At 66.3% G+C, this 23,010-nt stretch carries 21 protein-coding genes; 9 read left to right on the top strand and 12 right to left on the bottom strand.

The window, feature by feature from the left end; translation table 11 throughout:
• Window positions 1-56 precede the first annotated feature (56 nt).
• The 3 genes from K7W41_RS21655 to K7W41_RS21645 all read left to right on the top strand — a co-directional run bounded on the left by K7W41_RS21655 (window position 57) and on the right by K7W41_RS21645 (window position 3,056).
• A complete protein-coding gene (locus tag K7W41_RS21655) occupies window positions 57-1,202 on the top strand; it encodes a multicopper oxidase domain-containing protein (RefSeq protein ID WP_107139225.1) in 1,146 nt (381 codons plus the stop codon).
• Window positions 1,199-2,383, top strand: coding sequence for a ZIP family metal transporter (locus K7W41_RS21650; RefSeq protein WP_199188435.1), 1,185 nt, complete (start codon window positions 1,199-1,201; stop codon window positions 2,381-2,383). Before K7W41_RS21655 ends, K7W41_RS21650 begins: the two co-directional genes overlap by 4 nt.
• 67 nt (window positions 2,384-2,450) lie before the next feature.
• Window positions 2,451-3,056, top strand: a complete 606-nt coding sequence (locus tag K7W41_RS21645; RefSeq protein WP_107139224.1) for a methyltransferase family protein — start codon at window positions 2,451-2,453, stop codon at window positions 3,054-3,056.
• A 73-nt stretch (window positions 3,057-3,129) separates the two neighbouring features.
• On the opposite strand, the gene K7W41_RS21640 is transcribed toward K7W41_RS21645, so the two are convergent.
• From K7W41_RS21640 to parS, 3 genes are all read right to left on the bottom strand, one after another.
• Window positions 3,130-3,573: a hypothetical protein gene (locus K7W41_RS21640; RefSeq protein WP_107139223.1), complete on the bottom strand. Its 444-nt coding sequence runs from the start codon at window positions 3,571-3,573 to the stop codon at window positions 3,130-3,132.
• Between the two features lie 460 nt (window positions 3,574-4,033).
• Window positions 4,034-4,543, bottom strand: coding sequence for an RES family NAD+ phosphorylase (locus K7W41_RS21635; RefSeq protein WP_224612479.1), 510 nt, complete (start codon window positions 4,541-4,543; stop codon window positions 4,034-4,036).
• Complete coding sequence (gene parS, locus K7W41_RS21630) at window positions 4,540-4,986, bottom strand: type II RES/Xre toxin-antitoxin system antitoxin (RefSeq protein ID WP_224612477.1); 447 nt, start codon at window positions 4,984-4,986, stop codon at window positions 4,540-4,542. The genes K7W41_RS21635 and parS overlap by 4 nt, the downstream gene beginning before the upstream one ends.
• 631 nt (window positions 4,987-5,617) lie before the next feature.
• Here parS and K7W41_RS21625 point away from each other — a divergent pair.
• On the top strand, window positions 5,618-6,331 hold the full coding sequence (locus tag K7W41_RS21625) for a hypothetical protein (protein WP_224612475.1): 714 nt from the start codon (window positions 5,618-5,620) through the stop codon (window positions 6,329-6,331).
• A 2-nt stretch (window positions 6,332-6,333) separates the two neighbouring features.
• Here K7W41_RS21625 and K7W41_RS21620 read toward each other — a convergent pair whose 3' ends face one another.
• Window positions 6,334-8,670 (bottom strand): copper-translocating P-type ATPase, encoded by a 2,337-nt coding sequence (locus K7W41_RS21620; RefSeq protein WP_224612473.1) that lies wholly within the window; start codon window positions 8,668-8,670, stop codon window positions 6,334-6,336.
• A gap of 1,040 nt (window positions 8,671-9,710) precedes the next feature.
• Here K7W41_RS21620 and K7W41_RS21615 point away from each other — a divergent pair.
• A complete protein-coding gene (locus K7W41_RS21615; protein WP_224612471.1) occupies window positions 9,711-11,171 on the top strand; it encodes a peptidoglycan D,D-transpeptidase FtsI family protein in 1,461 nt (486 codons plus the stop codon).
• Window positions 11,172-11,183: 12 nt separating this feature from the next.
• Here K7W41_RS21615 and K7W41_RS21610 read toward each other — a convergent pair whose 3' ends face one another.
• The 5 genes from K7W41_RS21610 to K7W41_RS21590 all read right to left on the bottom strand — a co-directional run bounded on the left by K7W41_RS21610 (window position 11,184) and on the right by K7W41_RS21590 (window position 15,706).
• Entirely contained in the window at window positions 11,184-11,858 is a 675-nt protein-coding gene (locus K7W41_RS21610; RefSeq protein WP_189059743.1) for a response regulator transcription factor, read from the bottom strand.
• A gap of 618 nt (window positions 11,859-12,476) precedes the next feature.
• On the bottom strand, window positions 12,477-12,971 hold the full coding sequence (locus K7W41_RS21605; RefSeq protein ID WP_224612469.1) for a DUF3105 domain-containing protein: 495 nt from the start codon (window positions 12,969-12,971) through the stop codon (window positions 12,477-12,479).
• Between the two features lie 91 nt (window positions 12,972-13,062).
• Complete coding sequence (locus tag K7W41_RS21600; RefSeq protein WP_058979813.1) at window positions 13,063-13,632, bottom strand: TlpA disulfide reductase family protein; 570 nt, start codon at window positions 13,630-13,632, stop codon at window positions 13,063-13,065.
• A 197-nt stretch (window positions 13,633-13,829) separates the two neighbouring features.
• Complete coding sequence (locus K7W41_RS21595) at window positions 13,830-14,687, bottom strand: C39 family peptidase (RefSeq protein WP_224612467.1); 858 nt, start codon at window positions 14,685-14,687, stop codon at window positions 13,830-13,832.
• A gap of 386 nt (window positions 14,688-15,073) precedes the next feature.
• On the bottom strand, window positions 15,074-15,706 hold the full coding sequence (locus K7W41_RS21590; protein WP_058979647.1) for a DUF305 domain-containing protein: 633 nt from the start codon (window positions 15,704-15,706) through the stop codon (window positions 15,074-15,076).
• 69 nt (window positions 15,707-15,775) lie between these two features.
• On the opposite strand from K7W41_RS21590, the gene K7W41_RS21585 reads away from it, so the two are divergent.
• The 3 genes from K7W41_RS21585 (at window position 15,776) to K7W41_RS21575 (ending at window position 18,743) form a co-directional block, all read left to right on the top strand.
• Window positions 15,776-16,894, top strand: a complete 1,119-nt coding sequence (locus K7W41_RS21585) for a sensor histidine kinase (protein WP_224612465.1) — start codon at window positions 15,776-15,778, stop codon at window positions 16,892-16,894.
• Between the two features lie 24 nt (window positions 16,895-16,918).
• Window positions 16,919-17,707: a WD40/YVTN/BNR-like repeat-containing protein gene (locus K7W41_RS21580; protein ID WP_224612463.1), complete on the top strand. Its 789-nt coding sequence runs from the start codon at window positions 16,919-16,921 to the stop codon at window positions 17,705-17,707.
• 136 nt (window positions 17,708-17,843) lie between these two features.
• Window positions 17,844-18,743 carry a prolipoprotein diacylglyceryl transferase gene (locus tag K7W41_RS21575; protein ID WP_224612461.1) on the top strand — a complete coding sequence of 300 codons (900 nt, stop codon included), beginning with the start codon at window positions 17,844-17,846 and terminating at the stop codon, window positions 18,741-18,743.
• A 135-nt stretch (window positions 18,744-18,878) separates the two neighbouring features.
• Here K7W41_RS21575 and K7W41_RS21570 read toward each other — a convergent pair whose 3' ends face one another.
• Window positions 18,879-19,568: a response regulator transcription factor gene (locus K7W41_RS21570; protein ID WP_107139216.1), complete on the bottom strand. Its 690-nt coding sequence runs from the start codon at window positions 19,566-19,568 to the stop codon at window positions 18,879-18,881.
• 183 nt (window positions 19,569-19,751) lie between these two features.
• Here K7W41_RS21570 and K7W41_RS21565 point away from each other — a divergent pair, with 183 nt between their 5' ends.
• Window positions 19,752-20,171, top strand: a complete 420-nt coding sequence (locus K7W41_RS21565; RefSeq protein ID WP_224612459.1) for an SH3 domain-containing protein — start codon at window positions 19,752-19,754, stop codon at window positions 20,169-20,171.
• Between the two features lie 122 nt (window positions 20,172-20,293).
• Here K7W41_RS21565 and K7W41_RS21560 read toward each other — a convergent pair whose 3' ends face one another.
• Together K7W41_RS21560 and K7W41_RS21555 are read right to left on the bottom strand one after the other, a co-directional pair.
• A complete protein-coding gene (locus tag K7W41_RS21560) occupies window positions 20,294-22,567 on the bottom strand; it encodes a tyrosine-type recombinase/integrase (RefSeq protein WP_224612457.1) in 2,274 nt (757 codons plus the stop codon).
• On the bottom strand, window positions 22,564-22,926 hold the full coding sequence (locus K7W41_RS21555) for a tyrosine-type recombinase/integrase (RefSeq protein WP_224612456.1): 363 nt from the start codon (window positions 22,924-22,926) through the stop codon (window positions 22,564-22,566). Before K7W41_RS21555 ends, K7W41_RS21560 begins: the two co-directional genes overlap by 4 nt.
• Window positions 22,927-23,010 lie beyond the last annotated feature (84 nt).

Genomic DNA, 23,010 nt, shown 5'->3' with positions numbered 1-23,010 from the left:
TACTCAATTATGTTGAACATAAAATTCAGATTGGTCGGTCATCCAGCGGTGACGCGGTGAGCTGGTGGCGGTCCCTGCTGTCCCGGCGTGACGTGCTGCGCGTGGGGGCAGGCGGCGCTGCGGCGCTGGCAGGCAGCGCGGCACTGGGGCAGGGTGGGACCCACCCTGCCGGGCACACGGGAACAGCCCCAGTCAGCCCAGTACCCTCCACCACGGCCCACGCTGGGCACGGCAACAACCTGATGGTGGGCGCCGTGAACCACAAGCGCAACGGCTTTGACCCCATGGCGATGCTCACCGACTGGGACTGGGGCAAGGTCAGCACCCTCCCGAACGGCCAGACCCTGCGCGAGTACACCATGATCGCGCAGGACAAGGAGATTGAGATTGCCCCCGGCATCTTCTTCCCCGCCTGGACCTACAACGGCCGCGTGCCGGGGCCGACCCTGCGCTGCACGGAAGGCGACCGGCTGCGCATCACGTTCATCAACGCGACCATTCACGCGCACACCATCCACTTTCACGGCGTGCATTCGGCCGAAATGGACGGGGTGCCGGGCGCCGGGCCCGGTGAAATCCAGCCGGGCGGGCGCTTCGTGTACGAGTTCGACGCCGAGCCCTTCGGCTGCCACCTGTACCACTGCCACGCCACCAGTCTAAAGCGGCACATTCACAAGGGCATGTACGGCGCGTTCATCGTGGACCCCAAGGAGGGGCGGCCACCCGCGCGCGAGTTCGTGATGGTGCAAAACGCCTTCGACACCAACTTTGACGGGGCCAATGAGATCTACGCGGTGAACACGGTGGGCTTCGAGTTCGCGCGCCGGCCCATTCCCGTGCAGAAGGGGGAACTCATTCGCATCTACCTGATCAACATCCTGGAGTTTGATCTGATCAATTCGTTCCACCTGCACGCGAACTTTTTCAACTATTACGACACCGGCACCACCCTGGAACCTACCAGCCGCATCGTGGACACCATCATGCAGGCGCAGGGCCAGCGCGGGATCCTGGAATTCAAGTACAAATTCACGGGCAATTTCATGTTCCACCCGCACATCAGCGAGTTCACCGAACTCGGCTGGATGGGCTCGTTTCAGGTGGTGGAGCCAGATGCCTATCCCGCCGCGTTGAAAGCGGCGGGCGTGGATGCCGGGTGGGACCAGCGCAGTCGGCAAGGCGCTGCCGGGGGCCGCTCGTGAGTGCGCCGGCCGTGGGGGGCGGCCGCTGGGCCAGTCTCTGGGGCCTGGCCCTGGTGCCGCTGTTGCTGCTGGGCGCGGTGCTTGCGTATCTGGTGGCGACCGGCGGCGGGCTCAAGACGCTTCAGGGGCCGCCCGTCGAGCAGGTCAAGGTGGGCCGCGTGACCCTCCCCGAGCGCGGCGTCATTCAGGTGCAGGTGATCAACGACGGCCCGCAGGCCGTCACGATTCCGCAGGTGATGGTGGATGACGCGTTCTGGTCGTTCACGGCCCGGCCCGCTGGGGCCATTCCCCGCCTGGGCACCGCAACGCTGACGATTCCTTATCCCTGGGTGGAGGGCGAGGCCCACAACGTGGCGCTGCTGACCTCACTGGGCACGGTGTTCGAAGCAGAGATTCCGGTCGCCACCCTGACCCCGCAGCCGGGCCGCGATCTGTTCGTGCGCTTCGGCCTGGTCGGGTTGTATGTGGGCGTGGTGCCGGTGCTGCTGGGCATGCTCTGGTTTCCCTGGATGCGCCGCCTGAGTGCCCCGGCCATGAACTTCATTCTGGCCCTGACGGTGGGCCTGCTCGTCTACCTCGCGGTGGGCACCTACCTGGACGCGCAGGCGTTCGCGGCCGCGCTGCCCGCCTTCTGGCAGGGCACCCCAGCCGTGCTGCTGATCGCCCTGTTGACCCTGGGGGTCCTGCTGGCCCTGGGGGGCAAGCGCAAGCCCGAGGACGCGCCGCTGGGCCTGTCCTACCGCATCGCCACGGGGATCGGGCTGCACAACCTTGGCGAGGGCCTGGCGATTGGGGCGGCGTTTGCGCTGGGCGAAGCGGCGCTGGGCACCTTCCTGATTCTGGGCTTCACCCTGCACAACATCACGGAGGGGGTGGGCATCGTGGCCCCCGTCGTGCGCCACAGGCCCAGGCTCACTCAGTTTGCCCTGCTGGCGCTGATCGCTGGTGGACCCGCCATCCTGGGCACCTGGCTGGGCGGCTTCGCCTTCAATCCGGTGCTGGCGACCGTGTTCCTGGCGGTGGGGGTGGGCGCCATCGTGCAGGTGGTCTGGGAAGTCAGCCGCCTGGTGGCGCGCAACACGGCGGCCTTGGGCGCGCCCCTGGTGGGCTGGTCCACCCTGGGCGGCTTTACCGTCGGCGTCGCCCTGATGTACTTCACCGCCTTCTTCGTCAAGTTTTAAAGGACCGGCCCAGGGAGACGCGCTCTGGGCCCCTTGCTTGGCTCTATATATGAATGTATGCTCAGATATGGAATCTCAAGTATTGTATCCAGCGCTGTTTGCCCTCACCCTGCTTTACCTGCTGCTCGCGTTCGTCTGGCGCTCAGTGCTGGTCTGGCGACGCACCGGGATCAATCCATACGTGTTGCCCCAGGATGACAGTCCGCAGGGGTATGTGGGCGCGGCCATGCGCCTGCTGATGGCCGCTGTCCTGCTGACCACGGGGGGACTCGCCGCCGTACCTCAAGCGGCAGAGCTGGTGGGGACGTTGCCCTGGTTGGTCAGCCCCGCGCTTCAGGGTGGGGGCTGGCTCCTGATGGCCGCTGCCCTGGGGCTGACCCTGGTGGCCCAGGCCCAGATGGGCGCGTCCTGGCGAATCGGACTGGATGCGCGGGCGCGGACCGCTTTGGTGCAAAGCGGCGTGTTTGCCCGCTCGCGCAATCCGATCTTCCTGGCCATGCGCCTGATGTTGCTGGGTCTGTTTTTGGCCGCGCCACAGGCGGTGACCCTGACGCTGCTGGTGGCGGGGGAGGTGCTGATGCAGGTTCAGGTCCGGCTCGAGGAGGCCTACCTGCACGGCGTGCATGGGGAGGCGTATGTCGCGTACCGCGCGCGGGTGCCGCGTTGGCTGTGAGCTGCCTCCGACGAGACCGTGGCGGCCCTCTGGTGAAGGCAGACAGCCGCCGCACACGCACGCCGCTGTGTCGTCAGCCCGCGTTGGCCAACGTCCCCATGAACGGGCGGGTGAACCCCCGATTCTCCGGCTCATTGCTACTGCAATGCCGGCTCATATTGAAACTGCTGGGCTGGTACTTGAACAGTTCAGGGTGCCCTTCAAAAGGCACCCGGACAGTGACGCGCACACCTGGGTAGCTGGCGCGTCCTGGCCAGAGCGCCAGCGAAAACGCCTCAGGCATCCGCTGCACATCGTCGGCAGAGAGCGTGACTGCTTTCGGCGCGTCTACACTTGGTTTTCCGAAACGTGGCGTGTCCAAGCGGTGTCTCGCCGCTAATTGCATGGCGATCTCGTTGAGGTCGCCGTACATCAGGTCTTGGTCTTTGACTTGATTGGCTTCTTTCAGGGCCGCTTGACGCCGCTCGTCAATGAACTGTCGAAGGGATGGCTGCAAGAAGAGGGTCCGGGGCGGCATCCCCTATGCTACAGAGACGAACGCCGCAGCCACACGGCAACCTGCGGTGCGGGAGAAACGGAAAGCGGCCGTCACCACGGGCGCCGGCGCTGATGCTGGACCAGAAGCCTATGGGTTCACGCTTACGGGCCGCATTTCACTTAACGGGTTCGGCGTGCGATGCCGCCGTAATCTGCTTCGGACTGATGGCCGCGTGAGTCTCGGTGCTGACCCGTGTCCGCGCGGAGCATGTCTGGAACCGGGGCGCCTGACGCCTCAGCCCAGCGGGCCATTGCTTCAATGTTGGAAGAAACGTGGCGGAACTTGACGAGTCAAACCTCCCCTTCCTGGTTCAACACACCCAACCGGGAAGGGGCGAATCCGAAGGCAGCAGGCGCGGGCCCCTCAAGGAGGGGCCCGCGCCTGCTGCCGATGGTGTCAGAGCGGCTGAGCGGTGACGGGAGCGCCCTGCACAGGACGGTTACAGCCGAGGGTCAAACGTGAGGGGCACAGCGCCCAGGAGGCGCACCATGGCCGCCGCCTGCGGGTGGCGCGCGTTGATCAGGTAATTGGCCTGGCCAGGCACGAAAACCGAGAGGGGCAGCACTGCGGACGGAATCCGCAGGACTGGTGAGGCCTGAAGGTCATACCACTCGTCCCCGATCACCTGCGTGGCCGGGGTTTCCGGTTGGGCATTCCAGGTGGCGGGTAGATCGCCGGGCGCGAGGTCCAGAATGCCGGCTGGGTCCACCTCCAGGGTGACGTGCCCATGGGCCACGGTGTGCAGCACCTGACTGTCCACGTGCACGATGACTTCCAGGGTCGCCTGAGCGAGGGTATCACTGGCGTAGATGATGCGCCGGTCATGCTCCAGCGCGGGGTCGGGGCTGTTCCAGCGGCCGCCGTACTGCGCGGCGCCCAGGCCGTGCGCGTCGAGAGTTTGTAGGGTGGCGTACTTGAGTTTGCTGATGCGGTGGAGGGTCAGGCTCACGTGTAGACTCCGTGCTCAAGTCTGCTCAGCACGGTCGTCACGTACTCGGCACCTCCAGGCAGGAGGGCGAACTGAAGGGGGGTCCGGTGGCCGAACGTGGGTCGGGCGGTCTGCAGCCAGGCGTGGGCCGCCGGCGCGTCCTCGAAGTACGCTTCAGCCGCTTCGGTCACGCGCGCCAGTTGGTACAGGTGCGTGCTCACGTCCGGGCTCAGCGCCCGTCCATTGCGGCGGTAGCTGTGGTACGTGCTGTCACTGAGCCCGATCAGGGCCAGTGTTTCACCGATGGACAGGCCGATGTGCTGCGCGAGGCGCTGCAGGGTGGTGGGCTTGAAGCCCGCGTGAACCGCGTCGCCCAGGTCGAGCAGGGTGGTCGCCTTCAGCCCGAGCAGCGACGTGCCGGGCAGGGCAGGAACGGTGCGGGTGGGGGAAAACGTCTGCGTCATGTCTCACAGCCTTCTGGGCGAGTCCGGCGGGCGCTCACCCCTGGTGTGCGCACCGGTCTGCTGGGTCACGGCCATCCCTGATGGGCCGTGACCTGCCGGGAAGCAGCCCACGCAGCGGTGCCCTGCACTGCTTCGTGGGGACCACGCCGCCTGGTCGGCGCGGTGGGCGGGCGATCTGCGCCCATGTCCCCTGGACATGAGCGCCTTGACCCCTGGTCAAGTGATCGGCGGCGCTGGCGGCTGGGTCCAGGGCCCAGGCCGGTAGGGAGGCACTCCCAACGGCTCTACTTTAGCAGTTTTAAACTCCAGAAATGAAGTGAAGCTCGCAGGTGACAGGACGAAGAGTCAGCACTCCAGCCCAGAAGCGTGACCCAGGGAGGAACAGGGGTCAGTCTCTTTGCATAAGAGGCGAGCAGGTAGAGGTAGCCTTAAGCCCGTCGTGAACCAGGAACTGGCGTGTTCGTGGCAGCAATGTTCAGGCACGCCCTCTTCCTGTTTGCCCCACTCTTCAACGTCTTGGGAGACAGGCGAATCTGCTCCTGAGCACCCGTTCACGCAGCTGAGGACCGGGTCGGCGACCTTCATTAAAGCTTTACAAGAGCTTTACATTCCGCCGTTAAGGTCCTTTTTTGTGAGCCTCCCCCAACCGACGTCCCGCAGTGAGACTTCCGTCCGCCGTCAGCTGCTGCTGCCGTTTTTTGCGTACTTCCTCCTGCTGGCCTCCACGAGTTTCATCGCCGGCGGCATCGTGCACCTCGGATTGGGGGAGAACACCGCGTACTACCTGGCGCTCGCGGTGCTGGGCGTCGTGTGCTTCACCATCGGCAACTACCTGCAGGAATTCGTGCTGCGCAAGAACACCCGCCCCACGAACCTGGGCGCGTTCCTGCTGGTGTCGTTTGTCCTCTCCGTGGGCATGGGCATGATGACCGGCGGCGTGCAGCACTACCTGGATAACCCGGCTTATTCCTCCGTGCTGATTCCGGTGGGTCTGATCCTGGCGGTGCTGGCCTTCCTGAGCCGTGAAGGGGTGACGCTTGGCCCCAAGCTGCCGGCCCTGATGGGCGGCACGGTGGCGGTGGCCGCCCTTCTGTTTGGCGGCCTGTCCACCATCGGCCGGGCCATCACCGTGCCCGGCACGGCTGGACATGCCCACGGCTCAGCCGCAGCTGAGCCCGCTCAGGCCACAGCAGCCAGCACCCCGGCCGAGGCCATCGTCTCTGCAACCCCGGCCACGGAGACCACCCTTCTCGCCGCCCAGACCCCCGAGGCGGCCCCCGCCCACGCCGAGCCTCACACGGACGCCCACCCAGAAGGCGGCGAGGACGGGCACGACGACCACTAACGTCACCCAGAGGTGGCCTGCCCCAGTCGCCCCCGGTTGAGCAGGAGCGCGTTCCCCGTAACGATCAGGGTGCTGACGCTCATCAGCAGCGCCGCCCACTCCGGGCGCAGCAGCACCCCGTACGCCGGGTACAGCACGCCTGCCGCGAAGGGAATGGCGAGCACGTTGTAGATCACGGCCCAGAACAGGTTCTGGCGGATCTTGCGCTGCACGCGCCGCGCCAGACGGAGGCTGGCCGCGACCGCCGCCGGGTCACTGTTCACCAGCACCACGTCCGCCGTCTCCACCGCCACGTCCGTGCCGGCCCCAATCGCGATGCCCACCTCGGCCTGCGCAAGGGCCGGCGCGTCATTCACCCCGTCCCCCACCATGGCCACCCGCTGCCCCTGGCCCTGCAGGGCCTGCACCTGCGCGGCTTTCTCCTCGGGCAGGACGTCCGCAATCACCGTGTCCAGACCCAGCTGCCGCGCCACCGCCTGCGCGGTACGCTCGGTGTCGCCGGTGAGCATGACGGTGCGCACACCGAGGGCCTGGAGTTCGGCCACCGCCGCGCGGGCCGACGCCCGGACGCGGTCCGCCACCGCCACAAGTCCCAGGAACTGCCCATCGGCGGCCACGAACATGGCGGTTTTGCCGTCTGACGCCAGTTGCGCCGCCTGGTCTTCCGCGGCCGCGACACTCACCCCGGCCTGCGTCATCAGCGCCCGGTTGCCAATCCAGACCTGCCGCCCATCCACCGTCGCCTGCACCCCCCGCCCCGGCACGGCCTCGAAGGCCTCCGGTGCGGTCACCGTCAAGCCCCGGTCCCGGGCGCCGCGCACGATCGCGTCGGCCAGCGGATGCTGGGAGGGCTGATCGGCGGACGCGGCCAGGCGCAGCAGCTCATGCTCGGCGACCCCCGGTGCAGGCACCACATCCGTCAGGGCCGGCTTGCCTTCCGTCAAGGTGCCCGTCTTATCGAACACCACCGTGGTCACGCCCGCTGCTGCCTCCAGTGCTGAGGCGTTCTTGAACAGCACCCCCGCCTGCGCGCCCCGCCCGACCCCCACCGTGATGGCGGTCGGCGTGGCCAGCGCCAGGGCGTCCGGGCAGGCAATCACGATGGCGGACACGGCGGCCGTCAGGGCGAACACCAGGCTCTCCCCCAGCAGCGTCCACGCGAGAAAGGCGAGGAGGCCGCTCCCGAGCGCCACGAACACCAGGTATTTCCCGGCCGTGTCCGCCAGGCGCTGCGCGGGCGCTTTGCTCGCCTGCGCGTCCTGTACGAGCTGCACGATGCGCGCCAGGGCGGTGTCCGCGCCCACGGCCGTGGCCCGGAACTGAAACGCCCCGTTCTGGTTCACGGTGCCCGCAGCGACCTTCGCCCCTGGCGTTTTCTCAACCGGCACCGGCTCCCCGGTCAGCATGCTCTCGTCCACGAAGGACGTGCCGCTCATCACCTCGCCGTCCACCGGTACGCGGTCACCCGGGCGTATAGCCACGAGGTCACCCGTCACCACCTGTTCGACCGGCAGTTCGACCTCGGCGCCGTCCCGGATCACCCGGGCGGTCGCAGGTGCCAGGCGCAGCAGGGCCTCCACCGCCCGCCCCGTGGCGAATCGCGAGCGCATCTCCAGCCAGTGGCCCAGCAGGGAGAAGGTGGTCAGCATCGCGGCCGCCTCGAAAAACACCTCCTGCGAGCCCAGCGCCAGGGTGGCCCACACCGAGTACGCGTACGACACCAGGATGCCCAGCGCGATCAGGGTCATCATGTTCGCTTCGCCCCGCCGCAGGGCGCGCCAAGCGGCGGAGATGAAGGGCCACCCGCCCCACCACACGACGGGCGTGGTGAGCAGCAGCCCGAAGACATTCATGCCCAGGCCGAAAGGCGGCATGGCCGTAAAACCGATGGCTTCTCCGATCGGGGAGTACAGCACCGCTGGAATGGTGAGCAGCAGCGACACCGTGAAGCGGCGCAGCATGTCGGCGACCATCGCTTCCCCATGCCCGGCATGCGCGTCCCCGTGTCCGGCATGGTCCGCGTGCCCGCCCGGCGCTGGGGCAGGGCCGGCGTGTGAGGCGACCGGGTGGTGCGCATGCCCTGCTCCGGCGTCAGGCGCGCGTTCACAGGTGCAGAGGTACCCAGCGGCCTCCAGCTGGGCCCGGAGACGCGTTTCATCCGTGACCGCCGGGTCAATCTGCACGTGTGCCACACTGCGGGTGCGGTCCAGGTGGACCTGCGTCACGCCTGGCCGCTGACGAATAAAGGTGTCTGCGCCTTGCAGGTCGGTGCCGCTGTGGCAGGTGCGCAGCGCCACCTCCAGCCTGGCCGCGTCGGATGAATGATGCGCGTGGGTCATGGTGGCCTCCTGAGGAATGGTCAGTGGGGAAAATTGACGTGCTCGGCACACCAGTGTCGGGAGTCAGCGCTCAGAAGCCCAGTGCTGTGTAACGCGGCCTGCCCTGTTGCTGGTTCCACGTCCTTGCCGCTCCACGGTTGTACTGTGAAACGCCCGTGTTAAGTTCGAGTAAAGCGCAGGGCGTGCGGCTGGGGCCCGAAGTCGCCCCTCAGCTTCAGGAGCGCTCAGCCCCCCTGTCGGTCCACCCTTCGTTTGACCTTCAGTCCCGACACTGTGAAAGGTTTGTCCAGGGCTGCATGTCATCAACGCCGTTGAACCTCTGACCTTTCCAGCTGGAATCACACCAGCGCACCAAGGGAAACACCCAGGAGAAACGAAGGCGGGTGGGACAGAGAGACGGTAGCCAGCTTTGAGGCATGGAAGGTGGCCTTGATGTAAACGCAGCGCCGCACTCATGCTGCCTGTCCCCCGAGTCCATAACGAGACTCAAACAAGAGGTCCAGAAATGCCCGGTGGACATGAAGGTTGGCCTGTGCCCGGAGGAGTTGGTGCCCTCTGGTGGCTCTGCCTGACGAAACCACCGTGGGTGGCCATAGTCTTGCGCGCCTATTCGGTGCGCAGTGTCTCTTCAGACCGCGCCTAACAGCGACGGCAGCGGCAGCACAGCAGCCACGCGGCAGTACACGGCGCAGAAGGTCAGCGTCCAGGACTAACCCAACAACAGCGAAGGACACGGGCTTGAACCTTGTGCCTGCACCGGCAGACACCTTGGCGGCAGGTGCTGCAGCCGCCTGGTACAGCAGGTCCAGGTTGGACGCCAGGCGCTGAACGCAAAAAGAGCGGCAGCTCGGCCTGACTGACTGCGGAACGGTCACGCCGGGATGGCCAGGAGAACGTGGTCAGGGTCGGGCCTAGGATGGCCAGCGCTGATCAGGGGCGCCCGCGCGGAAGACGGTGGGAGAGGTTCTGCGGTCCCGCTGGCACTCCGGCGGTGCACCTTTACAGAAACGCAATACGTGACCTCTAGACTGATCGGGTTCATGAGGTTTCCCCACTTGTTTCAAGGTTCACATCAAGCCCGGCAGCGCCGCCGGGTTCGCCTGATGTGGACGGCTGCCTTCCTTGCGTTCACGTCACTCCTCCCAGCATTCTTCAAACTGTCCTGGGCCGGGGAACCGCGCGTAAATGCGGTGACGCCCACCCGCGGCGCCATTCGCTTGATGGACGGCACCCTGGTGGCCGTCCACACCGCCCAGGGCCGGCAGTATCCCCTGGGCCCGATGGCGGCGAACGTGGTTGGGTTTCTGGGCGCAGATGGAGGTCTGGAAGGACTGGAGCGAACGCTGAATGCTGAGCTTGCGCAGGGCAAGTCCCAGACCCTGACGCTGAACGGCACCATCCAGGCGGCGGCCGAGCAGGTGTTGGAAGAGGCGGTCAAGCGGGTGGAAGCAGCGTCAGGGTCTGTGGTGGTAATGGACCGCCACACCGGGCACCTCCTGGCGGTTGCCAACTGGCCCACCTTTGATCCTGGTGCCTGGGCAGGAACCGTTCCAGCGCAGTGGCGCAACCGGGCATTTGTGGACGAGTACGAGCCGGGCAGTGTGATCAAGGCACTGACGGTGGCCGCGCTCCTGGAAGAGAACCTGACGTCACCGGCGCAGGTGTATGAGACGCCGATGCGCCGGCCGTACGCCGGCACGGTCATCAATGACCTGGTCCCGCACCCCTCGGTCCTGCGGACGTGGGAGATCCTGCGGTACTCCAGCAATGTTGGGATGACGCGCTTAATCGAAAACGTGCCGCCCATGACCCTTCACCGCGCGTTTCAGGCCTTCGGACTGGGCCTGGCAGTTGAGCTTCCCGGCCCCACTGCAAACGGGAGCCTCGCCGCTCCAGACAGATGGACGCCCTTGACGCAAGCCACCATGTCGTTCGGGCAGGGCCTGAGCGTGACCAACCTCCAGATGGCCGCTGCGTTCAATGTGATTGCGAATGATGGCGTGTATATCGCCCCCCGACTTTCTCCCGACCAACCGCGGCGCACGCGCCGCGTGCTGCGCCCAGATGTCGCCCGCACCATGCAGCGGCTCCTTCACGCGGTCATTGATGAAGGCATTCAAAGCCGCGCAGAATTGCCGGGGTATCATGTGGGCGGAAAAACTGGTACAGCGCAGGTCGCTATCGGCGGCCGGTACAGCAGCGAAGTGTTTACCAGTACGTTCGCTGGCTTCTTTCCAGCCGAACAGCCGCGTTATACCGTGACGGTGATGGTGCGCGGCGCAAAACGTGAATATCAGGGCTCGCAGCTGGCCGCCCCGATTTTCCGTGACATCACCGCCTCCATCCTCTCCATGAATGGCGCGCTGCCTGCACTGATCCCGCCGCCCACCACCCACGAGGCGGATGAGGTCGGAGCCCAGTCGGACCGTGCTGCAGAGCGCTCCGCGAGGGCTTCCAGAGAGGCAGCCGGGCCGGAGGCAGGCCCCGTACATGGACCATGACACGTGCTGCAGCTACTCGTCAGCGACTTCTTTAAAGCGGTACCCGACGCCGCGAACGGTTTCGATAAAGCGCGGTGTGTCCATGGTATCCCCAAGTTTACGGCGCAAGGCCGTCATGTGGACATCCACGACACGTTCCGTGCCCGGAAAGTCCAGACCCCAGATGCGTTCCAGCAGCCGTGTCCGGGTCCAGGCAAGTCCAGCGTGCTGCGCCATGGTGGCAAGCAGTTCAAACTCCAGTTTGGTGAGGTCGAGCCGTTCGCCCGACAGTCGCGCTTCCCGGCCGCGAACATCTATCAGGAGCTCACCCGCGCTCAGGATGTTCTGGATGCCTGCGCGGCGGAGCAGCGCCCGGATACGGGCCGTCACTTCACGCGGACTGAAGGGCTTGACCACATAATCATCCATCCCACTGTCCAAACCGTGCAGTTTGTCAGCTTCTTCGCCGCGGCCGGTTAACATCAGGATCGGCAGGGTCAGCCCTGCGGCCCGGGCGGCGCGGGCCAGGTCCAAGCCCGAGCGGCCAGGCAACATCCAGTCCAGCACGGCCACGTCCACTTGTGTTAGCAGAGGCCACGCGCTCAACCCATCTTCCGCGTCCAGCACGGTATAACCCGCGGCGCCCAGATAGGCACGCAGCACCTCCAGGATGGCTGGGTCATCATCCACGATCAGCACCTGCGTCACGGCGAATGGCCCCGGTCAGCTGGGCACCGGCTGATGGGGGTTACCTTCCTGAGATGAGGCGTAGGTGCCCAGCGGCAGGACACATGACCGTGCGGCATACGCACCACTGTGCTGGGTTCCTGTTAAGTTCCTGTCAAGACGTGAGAGGACAAGCAGGGTCAGCAGGCCCACTGCCGCCGACTACTCCACGCACTGCAGAATTTGAGGCGAGCCTTGTCTGACCTTGCGCCTGAACACAGTGTGCTCCTGTTCAGCGACCGGGGCACGGGCGTGATCAAAGGGTGCGGCGCCGAAGCACGCTGGACCAGTCGCCGCCGGTCAGAAGACCCCGCGACAATTCGAAGTCCACACAGATGGGCCCTGGCGGACCGCACTGCCGCCGGCCGTCCCCTTGATGCCCGCCGCCACGACGTTCTGTCCACACCGCGCCTGGCGCCGTTGATGCCGCGTCGCCCAGGACAGCCTGTTGTGGTGTTCATGTGGTTCCGCCGGGCGCCATGTGGCGCGCGGTCTGGCCCTCCTACCCCTGAGCCCTGTGCGCACGGCGCTCTCACCCTCCCGACTTCGGGTTGCATCTGACCGTGGACCACGGCGGAGAAGAGAGGTTCAGTTGCCCGCTCAGACCGTATCGTCGGACGCGCCCGTGCAGGAAGCGCCAACCTCAGGGGCTTCACCGGCCTGCTCGTACTTCTGGATGAACTGCGCGATGCGTGCATCCCCGGCGTCCTGCACTTCAAGTTGTTTGTTCCAGGCTGTCACCATGATCGGCGCCGACTGAGACTCATGAGGAGAGAGGAGGGTGGAGGAACGCCCATCCACCAGCCCATTGAGCTGCTGCACCTGACTGGCGCCCAAGTCCGGCTGATACGACACCCATACGGCGCCGTGCTCCAGGCTGTGGACGGCGTATTCATCGTAGATGGGTCGGTCGTACACCCCGCAATTCTGCCAGGTACTGTTGTGCGCCCCGCCCGCCGGTGAGCGCTGGGCATAGTCCAGTCGCCCAGCTTGGTGCAGCCCACCTTCATTCTTGAAGCTCTTCACGCCCTCAATTTCACCGCCGTTTTGGGCACAGGCAGCGAGCAGGACGGCGAGCGGCAGAAGACGTTTCATGGCACTCCTTTCACAGATTGACCTTGCGGCGGTCGAATTGAGCGAACTGAGGTGGAGTCGGACACGAGCCTTTCCCTGAGGGCGTTCGATATCACAGCGTGGGCACCCCGATCTTTTGAAGGCCGATATTCAAGCGTTCCCGGCTCAGGCCGCCCCGGTCCACATGCTGAACCACGCCATCAGCGCTGATGAAGAAGGTCTCTGGTACGCCAGCCACCCCGTAGTTAATGCCCGTCCGCGTGCCAGGATCACGAAGGTTGGGGTAGGCCAAGCTGTACTCGCGGATAAAGTCGCGGGCGTTCTGCTCACTGGGCTCCAGATACAGCACGCCGAGGACCACAAGCCCCTCCTGACCCGTCTGACGCGTACTCAGTTCCCGGAAAAGGGGCGCTTCCTCACGGCAAGGCCCACACCAGGACGCCCAGAAATTGAGGATGACCGGCCGTCCCTGGAGTGAGACGAGGCTGATGGTAGAACCGTCGAGGGTCTGCAAGGTGAGCGGAGGCGCTGATTTTCCCACAAGAGGACCGCCATCAGTGGCGTTGCGCGCGGGACTCAGGAGGGTGGCCGCCAGAAGAGCAACCAGACCAGCAGCCAGGAGGGGGGGCAAGAGCTGGCGCCACAGGGGCGGACGTGGTGAAGCGGAGAAGAATGGTGTCATGTGTGGCTCCAGGACCACGACCATTTGGGCGTGGGCGTTTGATGCTCAGGGGGCCGGGAAAGTCCAGCAAGACAGTTGCGACGCATCTGCAGCCGGGGGTGAGGCCTTTCCGACGGTCAGACATGGCGAACACGGAGGGCCACGCCTCGATCTCTCCGCGCACGCGGTGACCTCAGCCGTCGTGCCCGACTGCTCCTTCAAGGGCGCGGCGCCATCACGTAGGCCATGCCGCCCGCATGGTTCAGCCACAGCCGTTCGAACACGGCCCGGGGGTACGTGCGTTTAACGGTCGCGTCGGACGGCGCGGCCGGGTCGTTCACGACCGGGTTCCCTCGGGCGTCAAAGCCAGCCAGGACCAGCAGATGCCCATTCGACCACGACAGGGGCGCGCCAGGGAGTTCGCCCGCTTGAAACCGAATGCTGACGGCCAACGGTATGCTGCGCTGCACGAACACCTCCGCGTCCCGCAAGCTTCCCAGGCGGGTGACATACGCCTGGAGGCCCTGTCCCCCGGCGTAAGCGGTATTAAACGACCAATTGCCATACCCGTCGTACGCCTGATCAAAGGTGGCTGCGGCGGCGACCGGCACCGGTACAGGCCGGTTCCAGAAGCCGAGCAGCATGCTGACGCTGGTGGGACTGCACCAGACCTCCCCACCACCCGGGTAGATCATCTGCGACCGGCGGGGAACGTCGAGCACGCGGTTCCAGGCATTGTGCTGGCCGGCTTTGCCCTGATCTCTCAGGCGCAGCGCGGTGTCAGACGTATTGACGGACAGCAGGTGAACTTGGAGACCCGCGCCCAGGGTCACGCGCGTCTGAAAGGCGGTGCTGCGGAAGCCCAGCGTCAGGGTGTCGGTGTTGACCGTGCCGTCAGCTGTGCGTGTGACGGGCGCGCTGCGCCGCGCGCCACTGGCCCGCCAGGTGCCGAATCCGAAGTACGGCGTCCAGCGGCCATCGGGCCTGCGCACCCGCACCTCGAGCTGCAGGGCGCTGCCCGCTGGGCCCGTCACGTTCCAGCTGGGAATCAGCTCATTGAATGGCGCGACTTCCATGACGGGGGTCTCCAGCCGGCCCCCTGCCGTGGCTGGCAGGACCTGCCAGGTGGACGGCACACTGGTCTCGGCCTGTGCCGCCTGAATCAGAGGGGAGGGAACGCCAAAACTGGTCTGCTGAGCGTAGGGTGCGGCGGCCCCCACAGACAACAGGCCTGTTCCGAACAAGGTCGTGCGTGCAAGCTTCACAGTCCTGACCTTAAGTGCGCCCTGTTTTGTTCGTGTTAAGGCGAACGTGGGGCCCGCACGCCGCCTGGGCCTCGCCAGCTTCACCCCATGTGGAAGGCACCCGCGCTGGGTGCCTTCGGCCGGTTCTTGTGGTGAGGTGTGGCCTGGACGCGGCGGATCTTATCCGCTGCTGGCCCCTCCGCCTGGGGCGCCGCGCCTTACAGGCCGCGCTTCTTGAGCCACGTGCGGTAGTCGAGCATTTCTTTCGCCTGCGCCGTGATGATGGTTTTGGCAAGGCTCAGCACACGGGCGTCCTGCCCCTGCTGCAAGGCGAGGTTGGCCATGTCGATGGCGGACGCATGGTGGGGCAGCATGCCCTGCACGAACGCCACATCCGGGGTCTTGGACTTCTTCACCATGTCGGCCATGCCGCTCATGCTGCTTTTCATCTGGTTGGCCATGGCGGTGTTCACACCGCCCATGCTTTTGAGGAGGGTGTTCATCTGGGTAATCTCGCGGGTCTGATCCTTGATCACGGCGTTCGCCCAGGCTTTCACGGTGGCGTCCTTGCTCACCGGGAGCGCGGCCTTGGCCATATCCACCGCCATCTGGTGATGGGGCACCATCATGCTCAGGAACGCGCGGTCAAAGGCTTTTCCCTCGAGTTTGGTCAGGGCGCTCAGGTCCATTTTGTCCATCTTCATGGCGCTGGACGCGTTGCCCATGCCCGGCATATTGCTGTGGTCCATCCCGGCCATGCCCTGGGCAAGGGCCGCGCCGGTCAGCAGGGCTCCTGCCGTCAGGAGGGTGATCAGGCCAGCAGGTTTGGGAGTGCGTCGTGTGGTCGTCATACCTTCACCCTAGAGAAGACATGTAAAGTTCCTGTAAAGCCCGCCCCGCGCGGTAGGCTCAGGGGGCGTATGCGCCTGTTTCCCCGACTGCTGCTCAACCACCTGGCCGTGATGGCGGTGCTCAGCGTGGTGCTGCTGGTGGCCGCAGAACTGGCGGCGCATCCGTTCATTCAGCACCACGTCAACGAGATGGTGCAGCTGCTGGGGGACGCGGGGGCCGCCATGCGCGGCGACTTGAACGAGGGCATGCGCGCCACCCTGACCCGCGCGCTGCTCAGTGCCCTGCCGCCCGCGCTGCTGGTGGCGGCCGTGACTGCGTGGGTGGCCGCGCGCCGGGTGACGGCGTCGGTGCGCACCCTGCAGGCGGGCAGCGCTGCCCTGGCCCGGGGGGAGTACCGCCGCCGGCTGCCGGAAGGCGGGCAGGATGAACTGGCGGAGCTCGCGCACAGCTTCAACACCATGGCCAGCACCCTGGCCAGCGTGGAGCAGTCGCGGGTGGAACTGATCGGGAACGTCGCGCATGAGTTGCGCGCGCCGGTCGCGGCGGTGCGCGGGTACGTGGAGGCCGCGCAGGACGGCGTGATGGCGCATGACCAGGCCTTGAGCGCCATTCAACGGGAACTGGCGGGCCTGGAGCGCCTGGCGGGGGACCTGAGTCTGGTCAGCCGGGTGGAGGCCGGGCAGGTGGAGTTGACGCTGCAGGACGTGCTGGTGGCGGCGTTGCTCGCCCAGGTGCAGGACCGGTACGCGCTGGCGTTCGAGGACAAAGGCGTGACACTCCAGGTAGACGCAGGCCGGGCAGGACTGCAGGTGCGGGCGGATCCGGCGCGATCAGCGCAGATTCTCGCGAATCTGCTGAGCAACGCGCTGCGGCACACCGCGCCGGGCGGTGCGGTGCGGGTGGGCGCGCAGGACGCCGGCGGTGGGGTGCGCCTCGTGGTGCAGGACACCGGCACCGGCATCGCGCCCGAGCACCTGCACCGGGTGTTCGAGCGCTTCTTCCGGGCGGACGCGGCCCGCACGCGGGGCGAGGGCAGCGGGGTGGGCCTGACGGTCGCGCGGGGCCTGACGCGGGCGATGGGGGGCGAGTTGAGCGTAACCTCCACGCCCGGTGTGGGGAGCGTGTTTCAGGTGGAGTTGCCGGCCAGCAGGGACCGGCTGGACCCGCCCGCCTTTACAGAAACGTAACGTCCGACCCGTACGGTGGCCGGGATGAGACGGATGGTCGGCTGGGGGGTGGGGGCGGCGCTGGTGCTGGCGCTCGTGGGGTGCGGGCGGGCGCCGCAGGCGCAGACCTTGAGTGGGGACTTTCACGCGCTGCAGGTGCTGGGCAGCGGCACGGTCCTGTACGGGGAGCATGCGGGGGTGCGCCGCAGCGTGGACGGGGGGCGGACGTGGGCCGCGCCGGACGGGGCAGGCGACGCCATGGCGCTCACCCGGACCCGGGACGGCACGGTCCTGGCAGGGCATGAGGTGCTGAAGGTCAGCCGGGATGACGGCCGGACCTGGACGGACCTGGGGTTCGGGAACCTGCCGGGCCGGGACCTGCACGGGTTCGCGGTGGACCCGGGCCGGCCGGAGGTGTGGTACGCGAACGTGATGGGGCGGGGGGTGTTCCGCACGGCAGACGGTCAGGACTGGACGCACCTGTCGGACGCCACGGCGGGCGCGTCGGTGCTCGCGGCAGGCCCGCAGCCCGCGCTGTACGCGCTGGACGCCCAGGGTCTGCTGGTGTCGCCGGACGGCGTGACCTGGACCCGGCGCCCGGACGCGCCGCGCGGCGTGCATCTGGATGTGCACCCGGACAGTGGCGTGCTGTTCCTGGCGGGGCCGGACGGCGCGTTCCGGTCCACCAATCAGGGGCGGACGTGGACGTCCCTCGCGTTGCCGGAAGGCGCGCGGCTCATCGCGGTGTCGCCTCAGAATGGGGATCAGTTGATCGCGGTGGGGCGCAGTGGCGCGGTGTACCGCTCGGCGAATGGTGGAGGCCGGTGGCAGTAAGGGAAGGGGGTGCACCGGGGTTCGTGCCTTGACCCCCGTCACGCCCTGACCTGCCGGACCGGCTCCATCACCTGTCTGACAGAAGCTTAACGAGCTTTGGTTACGGTAAGCAGCGTTCCAATCGTAAGGAGGACAGATGGATCCGGTGTTTGTGCAGATTGGCAATTTCACGATTGCCTGGTACGGCGTGCTGATCACGCTGGGGATTGTCGCGGGCGTGTGGCTGGGCACAAAGATGGCGCGGGAGCGTGGCCTGAACGTGGACCTGTTCAACGACATGATTCTGTGGATGATCGTCTGGGGCCTGGTGGGCGCCCGGCTGGTGTTTGTGGCCACCTCCTGGCACCAGTTCGAGAACATTCCCTTCCCCCGGGTGCTGCTGGACATCGTCAACCTGCGCCAGGGCGGCATTTCCATTCACGGGGGCCTGATCGGCGGCATTCTGGTCATGCTGTACTACGCCCGCCGCAAAGGCATGGACTTCTACCGCTACGCCGACCTGTGTGTCCCGGGCGTGGCCTTCGGCATCATCGGCGGGCGCATCGGCAACATCATGAACGGCACCGACACCGTGGGCCGCGTGACCGGTTGGCCCGTGGGCTTCCGCTGGCCGGACAGCGCCCGCGCCTTCCACGACGGCATGTGCATCAAGAATCCCAACCCTGACATGGACCTGTCGCAGTACTGCCAGCGCATTGGCGATCAGCTCGTCATGACCGCGCCGGTGCACTTCACCCAGCTGTACGGCGTGATTATCGGCATCATCCTGTCGGTCGCCGCCTTTTTCTGGCTGCGGTCGCGCATTCCCGGCTGGGCCTTCTGGCAGTTCTGGCTGTGGTACTCGATTCTGCGCGCCGGCTGGGAAGAAACCTTCCGCCTCAACCCCCTGTCGCCCAGGGCCTACCTGAACCAGGGCCTGGACGCCCCCGGCATCGGCTTCTTTACCGACACGCACCTGATCAGCATTCCCCTGATTCTGGTCAGCATCTGGATGCTGCTGCGGTTGAGAAGAAGGACAGCGGCCGTGCCGGTGTAGCGCCTGATCCGCAGTGCTCCCATGGCCATTCTGGTGGAACCGCGCCTCCCTGTTGAGCCTGGGCCCGCCTCGGAAGGTCCTGGGGGATGAGGGTGGTCCACCGCAGTGGAAGTGAGGTGGGCGGTCTCCAGATGGTCAGCCCGGTATGGCCCGGGGCGCGTCCTCATCGCGGAAGCGGTACCCGACGCCACGCACCGTCTCCAGAAAGCGGGGGGCGTCCGGGGGATCGCCCAGTTTGCGGCGCAGGGCGGTGATGTGCACGTCCACCACGCGTTCGGTGCCGGGGAAGTCCGGCCCCCAGACGCGCTCGAGCAGGCGTTCGCGGGACCAGGCCATGCCGGGGTGCTGCGCCATGGTGCTGAGCAGGTCGAATTCCAGTTTCGAGAGCTCGACCCGCACACCGGCCAGGTGCACGTCCCGGGCGCGCAGGTTGATGGTGAGGTCGCCCAGCGTGAGGGTGTGGTGCACGCCGGCGCGGCGCAGCAGGGCGCGGATGCGGGCGGTGACTTCGCGGGGGCTGAACGGTTTGACCACATAGTCGTCCACGCCGCCGTCCAGGCCGAGCAGTTTGTCGTCCTCTTCCCCGCGGCCAGTGAGCATCAGGATGGGCAGGCTCAGGCCGGCGGCGCGGGCGCCCCGGGCGAGTTGCACGCCGGTCATGCCGGGCAGCATCCAGTCAAGGACGGCGAGGTCCGCGCGGGGCAGCAGGGCCCAGGCGTCCGGGCCGGTCTGCGCTTCGAGCACCGTGTGCCCTTCCGCCCGGAGGTACACGCGCAGGACCTCCAGGATGGCGGGGTCGTCATCGACAATCAGGACGGTGGGCATGGCCGGCCTTCAGGGTGACAGGGTGAGGGGAGGGCGTGGTGAGGGAACAGTCGCAGGCTCAGGGGCGCTGGGTGTGCCGGGACAGCGGCCGGTGGGCGGCGAGGACCAGGGTGGTGCGTGCCCCCGGCAGGGGGGTGGTCATGTTGACCTGACGGCGGGCCACGGCGCTGGGGAGGCTGACCCATGACCCCAAACACCTGGTGGGCCACGCGGCGCGTGGTCAGTTTCGCGGCCCTGTCGGTGCTGTTCCTGCTCGCGGCGCCGGCGCAGGCGCACCGGGACGGCTGTCACCGCTGGCACTCCTGCCCCAGTGACACCGGCTCGTACGTGTGCGGGGACCTGGGATACACCACGGAGTGCGGGGGCACGGCCGCGCCCGCCGCGGCGCCGCAGGCCGCGTCGGCGCCGCCAGTGAGTGGGTCGAATGCGCGGTACACGACCACGGGCGTGAACCTGCGCGCTGGGCCCAGTGCGCAGACGCTGAAGCTGGCCACGCTGGCGAAAGGGGTGCGGGTCAGTCTGCTGGGCTGCGCGGTCGGCTGGTGCCGGGTGACGTGGCAGGGTCAGACTGGATATGTGGCCCAGGCGTACCTGCGGCGGTAAGGGACCAGTCGCGTCGGCCACCGGACTGGCCCCTTTTGTCTCAATCAGGCGTGGAGCGTTCGCTAGATCTGTGCGTGTTGAGGCCGCAGACTGAGACAATGTCGTTTCGATACGACTTCCGGTCAGTCCGGGGGCGGAGGTGAATCCGCTGTAGCGATATGCACGATTCGTGCGACCTGCGCTTTCTTCTCCTCAATGTGCGCCAGTGTCGTTTCGTAGCCCTCAATATCGCCTGTCCATCCGGCTTCGCGCGCTTCATTGAGGGACGCCCGGGTTTCCTCCTCAATGCGCAGTAACCGGGGCAATTGCTCCACGTCCATGGCCAGGCTGCCACAGCGAACACAGGCATGCTCATGGTGGCATGGCGCGCGAAATGGGCGGAAACACCGGCCCAGCGCAACTGTTCGCTGCTTGAAGTGCTCGGCAAACTCGGCCATTTCTTCCGCCGTTGGCTGATGGTATTCCTCCTCGGGCCGGTTCTTGCGGCGGCGCGCGAGAAACGCCCCGTACTGCTGCACCACCTCCTGCTCATAGGTGGCGACGTACCCGCGCGTGGTTTCCAGGTTGCTGTGGCCCAGGAACCGGGCCGCGATGTGGAGTGGGAGACCGCCATTGACCATCTCAGTCGCGTACACACGCCGGAAATCATGCGTGGTGATGCGCACCAGGTCGCCTTGAGGGGTTCGCAGGTTGGCCTGCTGCACCGCGCGCCGGAGCATCTCATTCACGATCCCCTGCCGGAACAGCCGGCGCGACCCATGCGTGACGTGCTGAAAGAGAAAGGGCAATGGCGGCGAGTGGACTTTCTCCACCAGGTCATACGCGATGATCAGGGGGACGCGGCCATCCCGACCCTTGGCGCGCCGTTTGATGGCTGCCAGCACGCTCATCAGTTCCGGATCAATCGGGAGATAGCGCTCCTGATCCGTCTTGGACGCCACGATATGCAGCACCTTCACCGCCGGATCCACGATGGAGGGCATGATCGACAAGTCCGTGAGTTCGAGCAGTTCTTCCACCCGAATGGCGGTCAGCCGCAGCACCTGAATGATGGCCCAGGTCCAGAACGCGCGTTCCTCCTCGATCTCCGCATTCCACCTCAGGCCGTCGGCCACGCGCTGAACCATGACAGGCGTCCGGCCATCCTGCAGCAGTCTCAACCGTCGCTTGCCGGTGGCAATCCAGGGTCGCTTATACTCGGTGCCCCGGAAGAGGAAGCGTGCCCCGTGCTCCTGGTGCCGGGTTTCCTGGAGGAGGCCCTGCGCGAGGTCCAGGCGCTGGCGGCTGTGCACCACGAGCCGCTCAACATACGGGCGAATGAAACGGGTATGGGCCTGCATCTCCAACCGATGCCGCCGCTTCTGTTTGATGCCGCCTGCCAGATGCGACAGGCTGACGGGTGAGGCGTACACATGCCCGCCCCACTGTTCAGGGTCGGTCAGCGCCCATTCCCGCAAATCGAGGTACATGGCGCGGACGGCGGTAAAGCCGTTGATCGCATTCCTTCGGGGCTCGCCATTGGGCTTGTAGGCGTAACGCTCCCGCCAGGCCTGCGCCACTTGAGGGGGCAAGGCGAGCGTGGTGACCTCGGGATGGTGTTTCTCAACGTCACACCAGAAGTTCCGGACCAGAATGGCCGAAAGGTTGTCGAGCGAGCCGTAGTCCAGCGACGGGGCCCGTTCCTGCAGGTACCGAATCAGCAGATGGCGCACCTCGGGACTGACCACACCATGACGCTCGACGAGGTACTCCACACTGAACTGACCGGCCCGTTGTTTCTGCCCAGCGTGCATCAAGGGCACCTTGACGCCGAGATCGCGCAGGATCTCGCTGGCGGTGGATACGCCTCGGGTGCCCGCCACGGGATTCGTTGTGGTGGTCGCCAGGGCCGCAAATTCTAGGAAATCCCCTTCGGTGAGTGCCAGAAGTGGTTTGCCCTGATGAAGCGCGATCCGGGCCAGGAGTTGCATGGAACTGGCCAGTGAATGGGTGGCGACCTTGCGTGTACGGCCCGTGTCACAGGCAGAGGCGTAGAAGTCAGCCGCTTCGGTCCGCCAGAAGTATTCTTTCAGCCACACGCAGTCCGGGCGAAGCAAAAAGGCCAGACTGGGCCGGAACACCCGCAGGCAGATCAGGGTGCACAGCACACGGCGCTGCAAGCTCTGCCAGTTCGGCCTCGATTCAATGAAAATCTCGTCGTACAGCGGCTCAAGGTGGATCCACCGCTCCTGCCAGGTGTCGCCAGGGTGCGCCAGGAGTGCCGCGAGGTACTGCTCGGCCAGGCGCAGGTTGGCCCGGCGGTATTTGTCGTTCAGGAGCCCCACCTGCGTCATGAAGCTGGCGTAATCGTGCAGGATGGACTCAAACGGCGCCGATGTTCGGGTGAGGACCGTCATTTCCGGAGCCCCGCGTCATCGAAAAACTCTTCCAGGTCCGCTGGATCGTAGCCGTAGCTGGCCGCCATGGGCCTCGGGCGCAACTCGCCGTTCAGGCGCCGCTGGTGATGCTCGGCGAGTTGCTGCTGAACGTCGTCTTCCCGCTGGGCCAGGTAGCGCTGGGTGGTGGTGACGTGGGCATGCCGCAGATGGGCCTGAATCGCGACCAGGGTCATCTGTGGATCGCGTCCAAGGCGGTAACCGCACGTGTGCCGGAAGTCGTGAAACGTCCAGTTCGTCTCCAATGTGGCATTGGCACGGGTGAGCACGGCGCGCAGGGCGTCGTAGGTCAGTGCCTGGCGGGGGTGGCGGCGGGTCACCCAGAGCGGAGCGTCTGGCAGGATGTCGGTATAACCTTTGGCGAGATAGAGGGTGAGCCAGGTAAAAAACTCGGGTGCAGCCCG

The organism is Deinococcus multiflagellatus (genome assembly GCF_020166415.1).
In the GTDB taxonomy this organism is placed as follows: domain Bacteria; phylum Deinococcota; class Deinococci; order Deinococcales; family Deinococcaceae; genus Deinococcus; species Deinococcus multiflagellatus.
Note: the sequence above shows the minus strand (reverse complement) of the source record. Positions and strands in the feature narration are given on the sequence as shown.

Excerpts from the sequence above, each read along its gene's own strand:
- K7W41_RS21645 (WP_107139224.1), top strand. The coding sequence starts at position 2,451 with ATGGAATCTCAAGTATTGTATCCAGCGCTGTTTGCCCTCACCCTGCTT.
- K7W41_RS21640 (WP_107139223.1), bottom strand. The coding sequence starts at position 3,573 with ATGCCGCCCCGGACCCTCTTCTTGCAGCCATCCCTTCGACAGTTCATT.
- parS (WP_224612477.1), bottom strand. The coding sequence starts at position 4,986 with ATGACGCAGACGTTTTCCCCCACCCGCACCGTTCCTGCCCTGCCCGGC.
- K7W41_RS21620 (WP_224612473.1), bottom strand. The coding sequence starts at position 8,670 with ATGACCCACGCGCATCATTCATCCGACGCGGCCAGGCTGGAGGTGGCG.
- K7W41_RS21615 (WP_224612471.1), top strand. The coding sequence starts at position 9,711 with ATGAGGTTTCCCCACTTGTTTCAAGGTTCACATCAAGCCCGGCAGCGC.
- K7W41_RS21605 (WP_224612469.1), bottom strand. The coding sequence starts at position 12,971 with ATGAAACGTCTTCTGCCGCTCGCCGTCCTGCTCGCTGCCTGTGCCCAA.
- K7W41_RS21600 (WP_058979813.1), bottom strand. The coding sequence starts at position 13,632 with ATGACACCATTCTTCTCCGCTTCACCACGTCCGCCCCTGTGGCGCCAG.
- K7W41_RS21595 (WP_224612467.1), bottom strand. The coding sequence starts at position 14,687 with ATGGAAGTCGCGCCATTCAATGAGCTGATTCCCAGCTGGAACGTGACG.
- K7W41_RS21590 (WP_058979647.1), bottom strand. The coding sequence starts at position 15,706 with ATGACGACCACACGACGCACTCCCAAACCTGCTGGCCTGATCACCCTC.
- K7W41_RS21585 (WP_224612465.1), top strand. The coding sequence starts at position 15,776 with ATGCGCCTGTTTCCCCGACTGCTGCTCAACCACCTGGCCGTGATGGCG.
- K7W41_RS21580 (WP_224612463.1), top strand. The coding sequence starts at position 16,919 with ATGAGACGGATGGTCGGCTGGGGGGTGGGGGCGGCGCTGGTGCTGGCG.
- K7W41_RS21575 (WP_224612461.1), top strand. The coding sequence starts at position 17,844 with ATGGATCCGGTGTTTGTGCAGATTGGCAATTTCACGATTGCCTGGTAC.
- K7W41_RS21570 (WP_107139216.1), bottom strand. The coding sequence starts at position 19,568 with ATGCCCACCGTCCTGATTGTCGATGACGACCCCGCCATCCTGGAGGTC.
- K7W41_RS21565 (WP_224612459.1), top strand. The coding sequence starts at position 19,752 with ATGACCCCAAACACCTGGTGGGCCACGCGGCGCGTGGTCAGTTTCGCG.
- K7W41_RS21560 (WP_224612457.1), bottom strand. The coding sequence starts at position 22,567 with ATGACGGTCCTCACCCGAACATCGGCGCCGTTTGAGTCCATCCTGCAC.